Here is a 13,455-nt window from a genome sequence, read left to right as displayed (position 1 = left end):
GCCAGACGGCAGCGCCCCAGCCTTTTCAGGTGATTACATCGGTGGTTGGAAGCCATCCTTGCCAACCGCAATGCCGCGCGCGGTGGTTCCATCTGCGGCCGGGAACACGACAATTTTCGTACCTTTGACCAGTTCATCGGCTTTGCCTGGCTCGACGTAGGCGATTGGCACGTCATCCGGTACGACGATTTGTTTCTCGCCACCCTTGTAGTTGACGGTCAATGTGCGGCCGTCAGCTTTGGACAGTTTCCCCACGGTACCGTTGGTCATGGTGCCTGTGCTGCCATCCGCGTTCTGCCAGCCATAATGACCTTCACCGCTACCCTTGAGGCTGGCGTCGAATACCGTGACCTCGAGCGCCTTCAATGTTCCGTTGGCCTGCGGGATGGCCGCCGAGCCAATGAAGCTGTCGGATTTGATCGAGTCGATATTGGCCTTCGATACCCGGTTGATACCGGTCTTGTCTGTCAGTCCGATAGTCTGCTGAGCGCCGGAGCGGACAGTGAATGTCAGAGTATTGTTGCTGACGCTTTCCACCGTGCCACGCAGCGGTTTGATCACCGGCATGTCGGCCGCGGTGGCAATGACGGCAGCACTGAACATCAACAAACCGAACGTGGTAGACAGGGCGTGTTTGAGTTGCATGGCGACGATTCCTCACTGGTAGATGTGCCGCCATCCTCGACCGCAGACCGGGACGTCACGATGACCGCCGAATGACATTTTTGTCATTCGCCAGCCCATCCCAATGAATGACAGAAATGTAACCAACTGCGCCGGCTCATCTCGTTACACTGCACAACCGAGATACCGATGTCGCGGGTTGAATCCCGTCATGAAGAGACCCGAGCGCGCCTCACGATGCATATCCTGCTGATCGAAGATGACACCAAAACAGGTGAGTACCTCAAAAAGGGGCTCGGCGAGTCCGGTTACAACGTCGACTGGACCCAGCATGGTGCCGACGGCCTGCACATGGCCTTGCATACAATGTACGACCTGATCGTGCTGGACGTGATGTTGCCCGGGATTGACGGGTTTCAGATCATTGAGCTCTTGCGCGCCAGACAAGACGTACCCGTGCTGTTCCTCACCGCGCGCGACCAATTGCATGACCGCATTCGCGGCCTGGAACTGGGCGCCGATGATTACCTGGTCAAACCTTTTTCGTTTACCGAATTGCTGTTACGCATCCGCACCATTTTGCGTCGCGGTGTGGTGCGCGAAGCCGACCATTTTCACCTCGCCGACCTGGAGCTGGATCTGGTGCGCCGTCGCGTTACTCGCCAACAGCAGGTAATCGTGTTGACCAACAAGGAGTTCGCCCTTCTGCATCTGTTTCTGCGCCGGACAGGCGATGTGCTGTCAAGGACACAGATCGCTTCGGAAGTCTGGGACATGAATTTCGACAGTGATACCAACGTGGTGGACGTCGCGGTCAAGCGCCTGCGCAGCAAGGTCGACCAGTCCTACCCGAATAAACTGATCCATACCATTCGCGGTATCGGCTATGTCTGCGAGGTGAGGCCATGCGGTCCCGACGCCAACCCTCTCTAACCCTGCGATCGACCATGGCGTTTTCCATGGTAGCGATGCTGGCCGTAGCCGGCGCAGGCGTTTATCTGTATCAGACCATGAAAGCCTCGGTATTGGTATACAGCGATCATGCAGTCATGGGCCGTCTGGAGCATTTCCGCAAGCTGCTGCACTACGAGCTCGCCATCGAAAAGCTGCGCGACAGCCCGCAGATTTTCAAGAACATGCTCGACAGTGAAGACGACATCTTCATCATTGAAGAGCCGGGGCAGCCACCGGTAATCCAGGTCAATCCACTCAACGTCACGCTGCCTGAACTGCCGGTGATCGGCCAGGATACAAAGCTGAGCGTCAGTGACCTGCGCAGCGGCGTGACCGATTCGGGGACAATGCTGCGCGCCGCGACCGTCGTCACGACGTCGGGTGGACGTGAAGTCCGACTGACCGCCGCGCACCTCATGGGCAAGGAAATGGCTATGCTCGCGGCGTATCGCGAGCGTATCTATCTAGCCGTTGCCCTCGCCTTTCTGGCAACCGCGTTGCTGGGTTACCTGGTACTGCGTCGAGGGCTGCGCCCGTTGCGCAAAATGGCCGCCCATGCGGCAGCCATAACGCCCGAGCGTCTGCACAGCCGCATGGACAGCGCCGATACGCCGGTTGAACTGCAACAGCTGAGTGACGCCTACAACGCGATGCTCGATCGCCTTGCCCAGGGTTATCAGCGGTTGACGCAGTTTTCCGCCGACCTTGCCCATGAAATCCGCACGCCGGTGGGATCGCTGATGGGGCATTGCCAGGTCGCCCTTCGCCAACGCCGCAGCGAGGACGACTATCAGGCACTGATCGCTTCGAACCTTGAGGAGCTCGAACGGATCTCGCGCATCGTCGAAAGCATTCTGTTCCTTGCGCGCGCCGATGAAGCGCAAGCAGTGGTGGAGCGCCAAAAGCTATCGCTGCATGACGAATCACAGCGCATTGCCGAATATTTTGAAGGTTTGGCCGAAGAGCGGCAAATGAGCTTCCAGATAACAGGCGATGGCAACGTGCTCGCCGACCCCTTGCTGCTGCGCAGAGCCTTGAGCAACCTGGTGGCGAACGCGATTCGCTATGCCTACGAGGGCACCGAGATTCTGATGCGGGTGACGCAAACCAACGGCGGTGCCCGGATTGAGGTCGAGAACCAAGGGCCCGTGCTGAGCGATGAAACCCTGGGTAAACTCTTCGACCGCTTTTACCGCGGCGATGCGTCTCGCCACCAGAACTCCGACTCCTACGGCCTTGGCCTCGCCATCGTCGTGGCAATCATGCAGTTGCATGGGGGACACGTACGTGTCGAACAGCCGAAACCCGGAACTATCCGTTTTTCGCTGTCATTCCCTGCAGCTTGAACGACATCAGCGGGCAGCGTTTGTCGTTCGCGCCTTCACTGAACATCATGCAAGCACGTTATCCCTTTGAAAGCGTGCTCCGGCTCTGATGTTGCTCCACTACGTACTTTTCATCACCCGATATGGGTACCCAATCTTTCAAGGGGGTCAGGAAATGCAGTTCAAAACGACGTGACAAGAACGCCCATTTTCCGTCCCGACGTTCAAACCTGTCGTGGTACAACCCGCTGACTTGCACCGGACCTTTTTCAATGTCATGGAACAGGCAATCCGCAGCCACCGTACCCACCGCGCTGTCACCCTCGATTTGGAGCAGCGGGTTGGCCATCCAGTGGTGCATATGTGGCATCTGGCGCCAGCTGTTTTGCGCCATCGCCAGGATTTCGTCACGGTTTCCGGCCTGGCCGAAACCCGGTAGATCGAGTGTCGATTCTTCGTGCCAGATCGCGCTCAGAAGCGACGCGTCGATGCGGTCGAAGGCATTGGCGTAGGCGCTGATCAGCGACTCGATGGCGGCGCGACTTTCCAGGGCGTCCAGTCGGGTGGTCAGTTCTTCAATGTTCATGATGAGGTGTCCTGCTGAGGCTTCGCAAAAGCGACGAAGGCAACCCTCTGCGAGGGCTGCGTTACGGTTGAGCGAGTGTTCAGATCTGCGACAGGCCGCCGTCGACCATCAGCTCCACACCGTTGACATATTTCGCATCGATGGATGCAAGGAACAGCGCCGACGAGGCGATTTCTTCTGGCTGGGCCATATACCCCAGCGGCGTGATCTGCTCGACATGTTGGCGCAGCGCGACAATGTCGCTTTCGCTCATCTTCAAGCCGTTATCCATCAGAGGGGTACGGGTGAAGCCTGGGCTCAGGACATTCGCTCGAATCTTGCGACCTTTGAGTTCGTTGGCCCAAGTCCTTGCGAAGGATCGCACTGCAGCCTTGGATGCGTTGTAGAGGCTCAGCCCTTCCATCCCATTGCTGGAGCAGATAGAAGCCGTCAGCACGATCGAAGCACCATTTTTCAGCAAAGGCATCAACGTCTGCACAGTAAAAAAGACGCCCTTCACGTTAATGTCGAACATGTTGAAGTAAGCCGCTTCGGTGGTCTCGCCCAACGGGTTTTTTTCGCAGATACCCGCGTTGGCAAACACTGAGTCCAACTGATCGTTACGGGCCTCAATCGTGGCCTTGAGCTTGTCCAGATCAGCCTGGCGCGCGACATCGGAAGTGACCGCGATCGCTCTATCGCCGAGCTTGGCCACCGCCGCTTCCAGCGTGGCTGCAGAACGCCCAGTGATGTAAACACGTTTCGCCCCCTCGGCAATCAAGCCCTGTGCAATCGCAAACCCGATCCCGGTGGATGCACCGGTGACGACTGCAATCTGATTAGCGAATTTACCTGACATATCTGACTCCCCAGTCTCGGCTGTGTGGCTCGACTGAAACCACAGTGCGGCCATTTTGAGAGGAATCAGGGTCTGAGCGGCACTGCCATAAATGAACATTGGTCGTTCAATTATGTGAGGCGTAAGCGAAGGTTCGATCGTTTAGATTGGAGCCAGCTGATTCAGAACATGACCCGCAATCGAGAATATTCTGGCACCGAAGGGTTCCAGAAAGGAGACCTTATGCCTCAGAAAAAAGTAGCCCTCCCTGAACCGCGGCGCTGGCTGATGTTCGCCATCTTGTTGGTCGGTGCATTCTTGCCGCCGCTGGATTTTTTCATCGTCAACGTAGCGCTGCCCTCAATCCAGCAATCGCTGGGCACGGCCGCCTCCTCCGAACAGTTGATCATCTCCTCATATGCGGCGCTTTATGCCGTGACACTGATCACCGGCGGACGACTTGGAGACATCTTTGGCCGCATGAGAATGTTCTTCGTTGGCCTGATTGGCTTTGCCATTGCCTCACTGATCTGCGGTGTCGCCGAGTCACCCTGGGTGTTGATCGCCGGACGTTCGCTGCAAGGCGTGACGGCAGCCATCATGGCCCCTCAGGCACTCGCGTCAGTTCAGGCGATATTCCCAGAGTCCGAAAAGCCCTTGGCGCTGAGCCTGTATGGCGCGGCCTTTGGTCTGGCCTCGGTTGTCGGCCAGGCACTTGGCGGAATATTGATATCGCTCAACCTGATGAACTTGGGCTGGCGGGCGATATTTCTGGTGAATTTACCGATTGCATTGCTGGTCATTCTGATCGCCATCCCCGTAGTCAAGGAAACCCGCGCGCAACAGACCAGCAAGCTGGATCTGGGCGGAACGGTCCTATCCATGGTGACGCTTGCGGCTCTGATCGTTCCACTGATTGAGGGGCGTGAAGCGGGCTGGCCATTGTGGGCCTGGCTGTCGCTTGCGGCGGTGCCACTGCTGGCCTGGCTGTTCTGGCGCTACGAAGCCCGTTTGTATCAAGCGCAAGGCGCTCCGTTGCTCAACCCTGCTGCACTGCGTGCACCCGGGCTGGGCCGGGCATTGCTCGTCGCACTGACCTTCTACGCGATCGGCGTGTTCTTCCTGCTGTTTTCCATTTATTTACAGGGAGCACTGCATGCGAGCCCGCTCAGTGCAGGTCTGGTCTTTCTTCCATTCGGCGCTGGCTTCTTGCTGGGACCGCTCGCCACCCATCAGTTCCGGCGTTGGCTGGGGTCTTATGTGAATCCCTTCGGAATGGCACTCGAAGTGCTGGGGTTCGTGCTGTTGGCCTGGCTCGTGGCGCACACACCGACGGCCGTCACGCCCTCTGCGCTGTCCCTTGCCGTGATCCTCTTTCTGATCGGCTTCGGACAAGGACTGGCCCTTCCGACATTGATGCGCATGATCACAGGACGCGTGGTACCGGCGTATTCCGGGATGATTGCGGGCATCACCAGTTCCACCCTGCAAATCAGCACGTCACTGAGCGTGGCGATCATCGGCGGCATTTTTTACACGCTTCTGGGCACGAACACGGACGCGGCGGCCATCACCCACGCCTTCACCGTCTCGATCCTCTGCATCGCCGCATGCCTGGCGGTAGGCGCAGGACTGAGCCTGAGCCTGGCGCGCCAACCTGCTGCAGAGCTGCAAACGGCGGCCATGCACCCGGCAGAGTGAGTCAATCGTCTGCCTGAGTGCCGATCATGACGGAGGCCAGGTCGGCAAGCGCACGCAGACTGTCCATCTGGCGCATGTCCTGGTGGTAGCCCATCCATATGTCCCGGCCCGGTGGCGGTTCATCAGAGTCAATAAGCCGCAGCGCCGTCAACCGGTCGCCCAGGGCGCGAGGCAATACCGCGACGCCTTGCCCTTGCGCGCACATTTGCGCCTGGATCGTGCGGCTGCTACTGGTGAACACGGTACGCGCCAGAGGGTAACGCTGCTGCAGCCACTGCACATCGGGATAATGAGACTGGGCAACACTCATGGTAATCAAACCACCCCCTTCGCCCTGTGGCTCCGGATCAGCAGATCCGACGGCCGTGTATAACCCATAGCTCAGGGCGATCAGCTTGCGGTGCACGATATCGGGTTCGGTGAAAGGGACAATTCGAAACGCGATATCGGCGTCGCGACGAGCCAGGTCGAACAATCGATGTCCGGCAATCACCTCAGGCACGATCAACGGATAACGTCGCCCCAGTTCGGCCAGCACCGGAGCCAGCACATAACAGGCGAACCAGTCAGCGCAGGAAATACGCAACACGCCTTCCGGCTGCGCGCTGTCCCCCGCCAGGCGCCTTTCGATGCCCAACGCACTTTGCTCCATTTCCTGCGCCAGGCTGAGCAGCTTCTCTCCGCTGTCAGTCAGTACCAGACCTTGGGTGGTACGCAGGAAAATGGGCTGGCCACTGGACTGCTCAAACACCTGCAAGCGCCGCCCCACGGTCGGATGGCTAACACCCAATAGCTTGGCGGCAGCGCCCAATGACCCGCTGCGGGCAATCGCAAGAAAGACCCGCACATCACTCCAGTCCATGCTTTACCCCGTACAAAAATGAACATTGAGAGTGCAGCAATGGCACTGCCGTAGCAATCCCAGGCCCGACATACTTCGCTGCATACACCTTCGTCGAAACACCAACCGGGGGATTGAACATGAAGATTGGCTTTATCGGTGTGGGAAGCATGGCCAGAGCGATCATTCCGTTGCTCATCCGGGCCGGCCATCACGTATCGGCATGGAACCGTAGTCACGCTGCGATGATGGATCTTGAGGGAGTAAGCGTTCTCGAATCACCGTCCTCGGCATTTCAGCAAGAGGTCGTCATCAACATGCTTGCCGATGATGCCGCCGTCAGGGAGGTGCTGCTGTCCAGCGCAGCCCTGGAAAACGCAGACAGGGCTTGCGTGCATATCGTGATGTCGACTTTGTCGCCTTCGATCATGGTGGAGTTGCAGGGCATACATGATGCAATCGGCATTGAATTGATCGCGGCGCCGGTTTTCGGTGTGCCTGCCGTGGCGGCAAATGGCGAGTTGAATATCCTTGCGGCCGGATCGCAGGTAGCTGTCTCGAGGGTCCAACCGCTGTTTGACCTACTCGGGAAAAAGACCTGGTATTTGGGCGATCAACCTGAACTGGCGTGTATCGCGAAAATCGCCGGCAACATGATGATCACTCAAGCCATCCAGTCGCTGGGCGAAGCAACAGAACTTGTTCAACGCCATGGACTGAGCCCCTCGATGTTCCTCAACCTCATGACCCAGACTCTGTTCACCGGCCCTGGTTACCAGCGCTATGGGCAGAACATCGTGCACAGACGTTTTGAACCGGGTTTCAAACTGTCTCTTGGCCTCAAGGATATAAATCTGGCTATTGATGCGGCACGTCTCAAGCGCCTGGAACTGCCTGCAGCCGATGCCGTGCGATCGAAAATGACATCCGCAGTAGCCCGAGGAGATGGGCACAAGGACTGGTCGGTTTTCGCTACGCAGATAGTTACCCAATCAACCGATCATGCCCAGCAACCCTGGCGAAGCGCACCGATAAAACGTACGCGGCGTGGCAACTTCTGGGTGACCGGAGCCCGCGTTACCCAGAACGGTAAAAGCTTTCAGAAAGGTCCGATGTACGTAGCCTGGGAGTCCCCCGAGCACATCACTCAACCCTATCCTGTAGTGCTGGTGCATGGAGGCACGCTGCAAGGCACTGAATGGCTGGATACACCCGATGGTCGCCCGGGCTGGGCCCAGCGGTTCGTCGAAGCAGGCTTCGTAGTCTTTCGCGTCGACAGACCCGGCCACGGGCGATCGCCGTATCACCCCGACATCATGGGACCGATGGGTCCAGCGTTTTCCTATGAGCGCGCCCGCGAAGTTTACTTCCCAGAGGGAGGCGGAGAAACACAATGGCCGTTTGAGCTGGATGACGAAGCAGCGTTTGACGCCTTCATTGCAGCCTACGGTCCTATGCCGGCCGACCTCGGAACTTCGCAGAACCTGGACGCGGATCGACTGGCCGAACTGCTCGACAGAATCGGTAAGGCCATCATCGTTACGCATTCCGCTTCCGGGCCCAGTGGCTGGTTGGTCGCCGATCGTCGACCCGACCTGATCGCAGGGATTGTGGCGGTGGAACCTATGGGGCCGGTATTTGGCCACACGCCGGGTATAGGTAGCCTCGAATGGGGACTGACCGCCGCTCCTTTGACTTTTGATCCGCCTCGCAAGACGGCGGAGCAAGTCCGCACAGCAGAACCATCAACCCTGAAAATTCCCGGGTTGCAGGGCGTTCCGGTAGCGCTGGTGACAGGTGAGACATCAGCGTTTGCTGCTTACGCATCCACCATCGTCCCTTTCCTGCGAAATGCCGGTGCCAACATTCACCACCTGGATCTACCGGCGCTCGGTATTCACGGCAACGGCCACGGATTGATTTATGAACGCAATTCAGATTCGGCTTTCAAGGTAGTCACGCAGTGGCTGGAGAAATCGTTGAGCATGCCCGATCCCGCGTAAAGCGCCGGCTCAGGCTCTCCGTCCAATCATGAAGGGACCAAGGATGGGTACAGACAAGCCCCATAGAACAACTGCCACGAGGTTATCCATGGAAAATTCCGACATCACGCGTCAACTCTCTGCATTCAGACAAACCATCGACAATATCGACGCCGCGCTCATCCACATGCTTGCTGAACGATTCCGCTGTACTGATGAGGTCGGTTTGCTTAAAGCCCGACATCAATTGCCTGCGGTAGACAAGAACAGAGAGCTGCTTCAATACGAACGCCTGACAGCCCTCGCCCAAGAGGCCAAACTCGATACGGCCTTCGTCCAGAAGCTGATGCAGTTTGTCATCGGTGAAGTGGTCGACCGCCACAGACAATTTGCGGCCAGGCATGCCCCAGGATTATGCAAGGGCGCTGTCCTCAAACCTGAAAATACCGCCGTCTAACCCGCCGCCTACCTCCACTAGACGCCCTGGAATTGCCGATAGATCGCAGACAACTCGATAGAGACGCGACTGAATAAGCCCCTTCTCCGACCGATTCCTGAAGGCAATTAGACAATCAAGACGAGCAGAACCGCATGAAATGGCCAACGATCGATCAAATTCGCAGTTTCACTGTTTTACCCTCTGGCTACACATGGGATTACCTGAAACGCGAGGAGATCGATGTAGCGATAATTTTTTTCCAGACGTGGTTCCCCTCCATAAGGGTGGGGTTAGGGAGCCCTTTTGTGAACCAGCAATTTTATGAAGACAACGTAGTGCTCGAAAACGACCTAGAGCGGGGAATGTTCGCTATCGTGGTCCGCCAGAATCATGAAATCGTCGCGATAGCAACGTGGGAAAAAATTGACGGCGCTGATGTCATCTTCGGGCGAGTGGGCGCGGTAGCCAAACATCATAGACAAACCAAACTGGCCGTAGCTGCCCAAGACCTCGGAGAAAAAATGGGAAGGTTCATGGGCGCCGGCTTGATCTATGGTATGGCGACAACCCGCGCTCCGTATATGCAACAAGCATTGGAGCATGCGGGTTACAAAGCCGTAGGAATAATGCCTGGCTTCGACCAAGAGGAAACAGAGCCAGGAATCGTGCGCAGGGTGTACGAAGTTATCTACGCAAAGCGACTCGCACCCCACTCCAATTTTCTGATTCCTTCAGTACACAACCTCACACCTACCGTCGCTCGGCTTTATGCAGAAATATTTCACGAAGCAATCAAGATTGACTGAGAAGCAAGCATAAAAACCAGCATGTTTCTGATCAAATAAAGATCCCTGCTCACGCTTATTGCGTTGTTCGGGAATGCCGCTTTAGCTTGCGTGCCAAAAGAACGCGAAGGCGCACCGAATACCAGCGACTGCCATACTGGAGACAGTCGCAGGTCACCATTCAAGATCACTCGCACATTCAATGCGATTGGGGGCAAAAGTGGGGGCAAATAACAGCATTATCGACCTGAAACGCCTTCCTAGAGCCCAGTCAAAATGTTTTTCGGCGATCCGGATAGCCTGTAGCGCAGCGCGCTCAACCATCTCGCAAACCGCAAGACTCTTATGCCCTGGCGCCCGAAAACGGCCAGGGCCCAAGGAAGACCCCACCGCAGAGGAGCATTCATGTCGTATTTCAGAACCACCGCCGCAGCTATCGTTCTCGCTTCACTCGCAGGATGCGTGACCAACCGTTCCGAGGTAGATGTAACCGGCCCGGTACCGCAAGTGGCCGCTTCAGGCCAAGGCCAGCAGGTTTACATCAATGCATTGGATGAACGGGTATTCGAAATCAAGCCACGCAGCGCTGATATTCCTTCGCTGAAAAACGATGAAGTAAATGACACCAGCGTCACCGAGCGAGCCATCGGTCGCAAACGCAACGGTTTTGGTAAAGGGCTTGGTGATGTGGTGCTTCCTTCGGGCCGGACCGTGTCACAACTGGTAGGTAATGCTGTGGCCACAGCTTATCAGCAGGCTGGCTATCAAATCGTGACCACGCCAACGCCGAGCGCTATACCGGTCAATGTGCACATCATCGAATACTGGTCGTGGTTCTCTCCTGGCGCGTTCACCGTGGCCGTGAACAACAAAGCCCATCTGAAAATCGAAGCGCCAGGCACCGTGCCGCTGGAAGTGACAACCAACACTCGTGACAGCATGCAACTGGCCACAGACAGCGACTGGAAGAAGATTAACGAGCTGGGTCTCCAAGCTATCGTCACTGAGACGGGCAAGCAACTCGGCAAGACCAAGCCCTGAAAAAGAGCTCATCATCAACGGCAGCCACCAACCGGGGCTGCTGAACGCTCTCAACATGCTGGACCTCAAGCCAAAATCAACTGACTACTGCTGCGGTGATTCAGCCTTGACCTTCCCCCGAAACACCCAGAACCCCCACGTGTTGTAGGCCAGCGTGACCGGCACCAAAACCGCGAACCCCACCAGCATGAAACCCTGGCTCGAGGCGGGAGCGGACGCTTGGCCGATCGCCAGCGACGGCGGCAGGATCAGGGGATAGAGGGCAATGATTGCAGCCACGAACGCCGTGCCAAACCATCCCAACACCGCAAACAACGGAAGGAAATGGAAGCGACTGGAAAAAGCCCGGTAAAACCCGATCAGCAACGCCCCCTGAACAAGTAGAAGCGCCAGGCTCAGGTTCGACTGCAGAAGGTGTTCTCGGTAGAACGGCGCCAACAAGCTGGTCCACGCCACAATGATTGCGACGCCTGCCAGTGTCAGCCACCCCAGCCTACGCGCCTGCCGTCTGGCCGCCGCTTGCAGTGCGCCCTCGGTTCGCCAGTACAGCCAGCAACTGCCAAGCAGCGCGTAGCCAACCACCAGCACCACGCCACACGCCAGTGGAAATGCGCTCAGCCATTCCCAACCGCTCCCCGCGAACTTCCCCTCCTGTTGATCGATGCCCTGCACCACAGAGCCCATGATGACGCCTTGGCAAAACGTTGCGATCAACGAGCCGGTCACGAGGTTGATGTCGAGCCAGCGCTTCATCCGTGCAGACGCGTCGGCCCGAAACTCCAACGCGACTGCCCTGACAATCAATGCCAACAGCATCGCAATGACCGGGATATACAGCGCGGAAAACATGACGCTGTAAATCACCGGGAACAGCGCGAGCAAACCGCCGCCACCGAGCACCAGCCAGGTTTCATTGCCGTCCCAGATCGGCAGGATGGAGTTGACCATGATCTGCTTTTCATCGGGATCATGACGGGTGGCGAAGAGAATCCCGACGCCCAGGTCGGTGCCGTCCAGAATCACGTAGGTGATGATGGTAAAGGCAATTGCAGCGGCCGACAGATCGGGCAACAGCGCTTCAGCGATGAACATCACGATTGCCCCTGCGTGGCGCTGTCTGGATCGTTGGCATCCGTTGATTTAGCCGGCAGCCGGTTGATCGCACGCAGCAGATAAAAAAGCCCCAGGCCGAAAACCAGCAGGTACAGGATCACGAGGGCGAGCGTGCTGCCCGCGACGAATGAGAGCGGCTGCTGCGAGTGGCTGTGAACGGTGCGCATCAATCCATAGATGGTGAATGGCTGGCGCCCGACTTCGGTGACGATCCATCCGCAAACCATGGCTATGAACCCGGCCGGGGCCATGAGCACCGCGCAGCGCATCAACCATCGACACTCGAACAGACCACCGCGCCAACGCAGACAGAGACTGGCGACGCCCATTGCCACGATCAGCAAGCCGATGCCCACCATGATACGAAACGCGAAAAAGACAACGGCCACTGGCGGAATGTCCTCCGGCGCGAATTCATCGAGGCTCTGGATGGTGCCGGTCCAGTCGTGGCGCAGATAAAGCGAGCCAAGGTGGGGGATCGCCAGCTCGAAATCATTCCTGCGGTTGGCTTGGTCAGGTATCGCAAACAGCCTGAGCGGTTCCCCCTGGCCCGCTTCCGGACGTCGCCAGGAACCTTCCATGGCGGCCAACTTCTGCGGTTGATGGTCCCGGGTATTTTCACCGTGCAAGTCCCCCGCGACGAGCTGGACAGGCCCGACCAGCGCCGCCATCCACAGTGCCATTGAAAACATCACCCGCGCAGGCGCATGGGTGTTATCGCGCAGCAGGTGCCACGCACCCGCGCCGCCCACCAGCATCGCCGTGCCGAGAAACGCGGCGATGCTCATGTGTGCCATGCGGTAGGGAAAAGACGGATTGAAGATGATCTGCAGCCAGTCCTCGGGTACGAACCGGCCGTCGCTGGCAATGCTGAATCCCGCCGGGGTGTGCATCCAGGAATTGGCGGACAAGATCCAGAATGCACTGAACAACGAGCCGACGGCCACCGCGCACGTGGACAGGAAATGCAGGCGCGGCCCCACTTTGTTCATGCCAAACAGCATGACTCCGATGAAGCCTGCCTCCAGGAAAAACGCGACCATGACTTCATAGAACATCAGGGGGCCTAGAATGCCCCCTGCCCGGCTGGCCAGCGCGCTCCAGTTAGTGCCGAACTCGAACTCCATGACCAGCCCGGATGCCGTGCCCACCGCGACCGTCAAGGCGAATATCTTCAGCCAGAACCGGTAGACGTCCCGGTAGACTTGACGCTTTCGCCACAGCCAGAGGGCTTCCAGCACCATCAG

At 57.7% G+C, this 13,455-nt stretch carries 13 protein-coding genes; 7 read left to right on the top strand and 6 right to left on the bottom strand.

From position 1 onward, the window contains the following. Window positions 1–33: 33 nt before the first annotated feature. On the bottom strand, window positions 34–645 hold the full coding sequence (locus OC610_RS02745; protein ID WP_030138708.1) for a hypothetical protein: 612 nt from the start codon (window positions 643–645) through the stop codon (window positions 34–36). Window positions 646–861: 216 nt separating this feature from the next. Between OC610_RS02745 and OC610_RS02740 the strand changes: the two genes are divergently transcribed. Together OC610_RS02740 and OC610_RS02735 are read left to right on the top strand one after the other, a co-directional pair. Then, window positions 862–1,557, top strand: coding sequence for a heavy metal response regulator transcription factor (locus OC610_RS02740; protein WP_030138707.1), 696 nt, complete (start codon window positions 862–864; stop codon window positions 1,555–1,557). Beyond that, window positions 1,530–2,924, top strand: a complete 1,395-nt coding sequence (locus tag OC610_RS02735; protein ID WP_264426383.1) for a heavy metal sensor histidine kinase — start codon at window positions 1,530–1,532, stop codon at window positions 2,922–2,924. Before OC610_RS02740 ends, OC610_RS02735 begins: the two co-directional genes overlap by 28 nt. Before the next feature lie 58 nt (window positions 2,925–2,982). Here the strand turns inward: OC610_RS02735 and OC610_RS02730 are convergent, their stop codons facing one another. Together OC610_RS02730 and OC610_RS02725 are read right to left on the bottom strand one after the other, a co-directional pair. Then, complete coding sequence (locus tag OC610_RS02730) at window positions 2,983–3,489, bottom strand: nuclear transport factor 2 family protein (protein ID WP_264426381.1); 507 nt, start codon at window positions 3,487–3,489, stop codon at window positions 2,983–2,985. Window positions 3,490–3,568: 79 nt separating this feature from the next. Then, a complete protein-coding gene (locus tag OC610_RS02725; protein WP_264426380.1) occupies window positions 3,569–4,327 on the bottom strand; it encodes an SDR family oxidoreductase in 759 nt (252 codons plus the stop codon). Between the two features lie 222 nt (window positions 4,328–4,549). Between OC610_RS02725 and OC610_RS02720 the strand changes: the two genes are divergently transcribed. Continuing rightward, window positions 4,550–6,007: an MFS transporter gene (locus OC610_RS02720; protein WP_030138703.1), complete on the top strand. Its 1,458-nt coding sequence runs from the start codon at window positions 4,550–4,552 to the stop codon at window positions 6,005–6,007. A gap of 1 nt (window position 6,008) precedes the next feature. Here OC610_RS02720 and OC610_RS02715 read toward each other — a convergent pair whose 3' ends face one another. Continuing rightward, the gene (locus OC610_RS02715; protein ID WP_198797300.1) at window positions 6,009–6,869 is read right to left on the bottom strand and encodes a LysR family transcriptional regulator; all 861 of its coding nucleotides are present in this window, start codon (window positions 6,867–6,869) and stop codon (window positions 6,009–6,011) included. A gap of 119 nt (window positions 6,870–6,988) precedes the next feature. On the opposite strand from OC610_RS02715, the gene OC610_RS02710 reads away from it, so the two are divergent. From OC610_RS02710 to OC610_RS02695, 4 genes are all read left to right on the top strand, one after another. Next, on the top strand, window positions 6,989–8,851 hold the full coding sequence (locus OC610_RS02710; protein ID WP_236010356.1) for an NAD(P)-binding domain-containing protein: 1,863 nt from the start codon (window positions 6,989–6,991) through the stop codon (window positions 8,849–8,851). Window positions 8,852–8,939: 88 nt separating this feature from the next. Next, entirely contained in the window at window positions 8,940–9,287 is a 348-nt protein-coding gene (locus tag OC610_RS02705) for a chorismate mutase (protein WP_051065908.1), read from the top strand. A 134-nt stretch (window positions 9,288–9,421) separates the two neighbouring features. Further along, a complete protein-coding gene (locus OC610_RS02700) occupies window positions 9,422–10,075 on the top strand; it encodes a hypothetical protein (protein WP_264426378.1) in 654 nt (217 codons plus the stop codon). Window positions 10,076–10,459: 384 nt separating this feature from the next. Next, window positions 10,460–11,095 carry a YajG family lipoprotein gene (locus tag OC610_RS02695; protein WP_264426377.1) on the top strand — a complete coding sequence of 212 codons (636 nt, stop codon included), beginning with the start codon at window positions 10,460–10,462 and terminating at the stop codon, window positions 11,093–11,095. An 84-nt stretch (window positions 11,096–11,179) separates the two neighbouring features. Here OC610_RS02695 and cydB read toward each other — a convergent pair whose 3' ends face one another. Continuing rightward, a complete protein-coding gene (cydB, locus tag OC610_RS02690; RefSeq protein ID WP_264426376.1) occupies window positions 11,180–12,187 on the bottom strand; it encodes a cytochrome d ubiquinol oxidase subunit II in 1,008 nt (335 codons plus the stop codon). Beyond that, on the bottom strand, window positions 12,187–13,455 hold a 1,269-nt coding region (locus OC610_RS02685), incomplete at its 5' end, for a cytochrome ubiquinol oxidase subunit I (RefSeq protein ID WP_264426375.1). The genes OC610_RS02685 and cydB, both read right to left, overlap by 1 nt.

The organism is Pseudomonas agronomica, from assembly GCF_025917275.1.
In the GTDB taxonomy this organism is placed as follows: domain Bacteria; phylum Pseudomonadota; class Gammaproteobacteria; order Pseudomonadales; family Pseudomonadaceae; genus Aquipseudomonas; species Aquipseudomonas agronomica.
The sequence above is the reverse complement of the archived record's forward strand: the minus strand, read 5'-3'. Positions and strand labels throughout refer to the sequence as shown.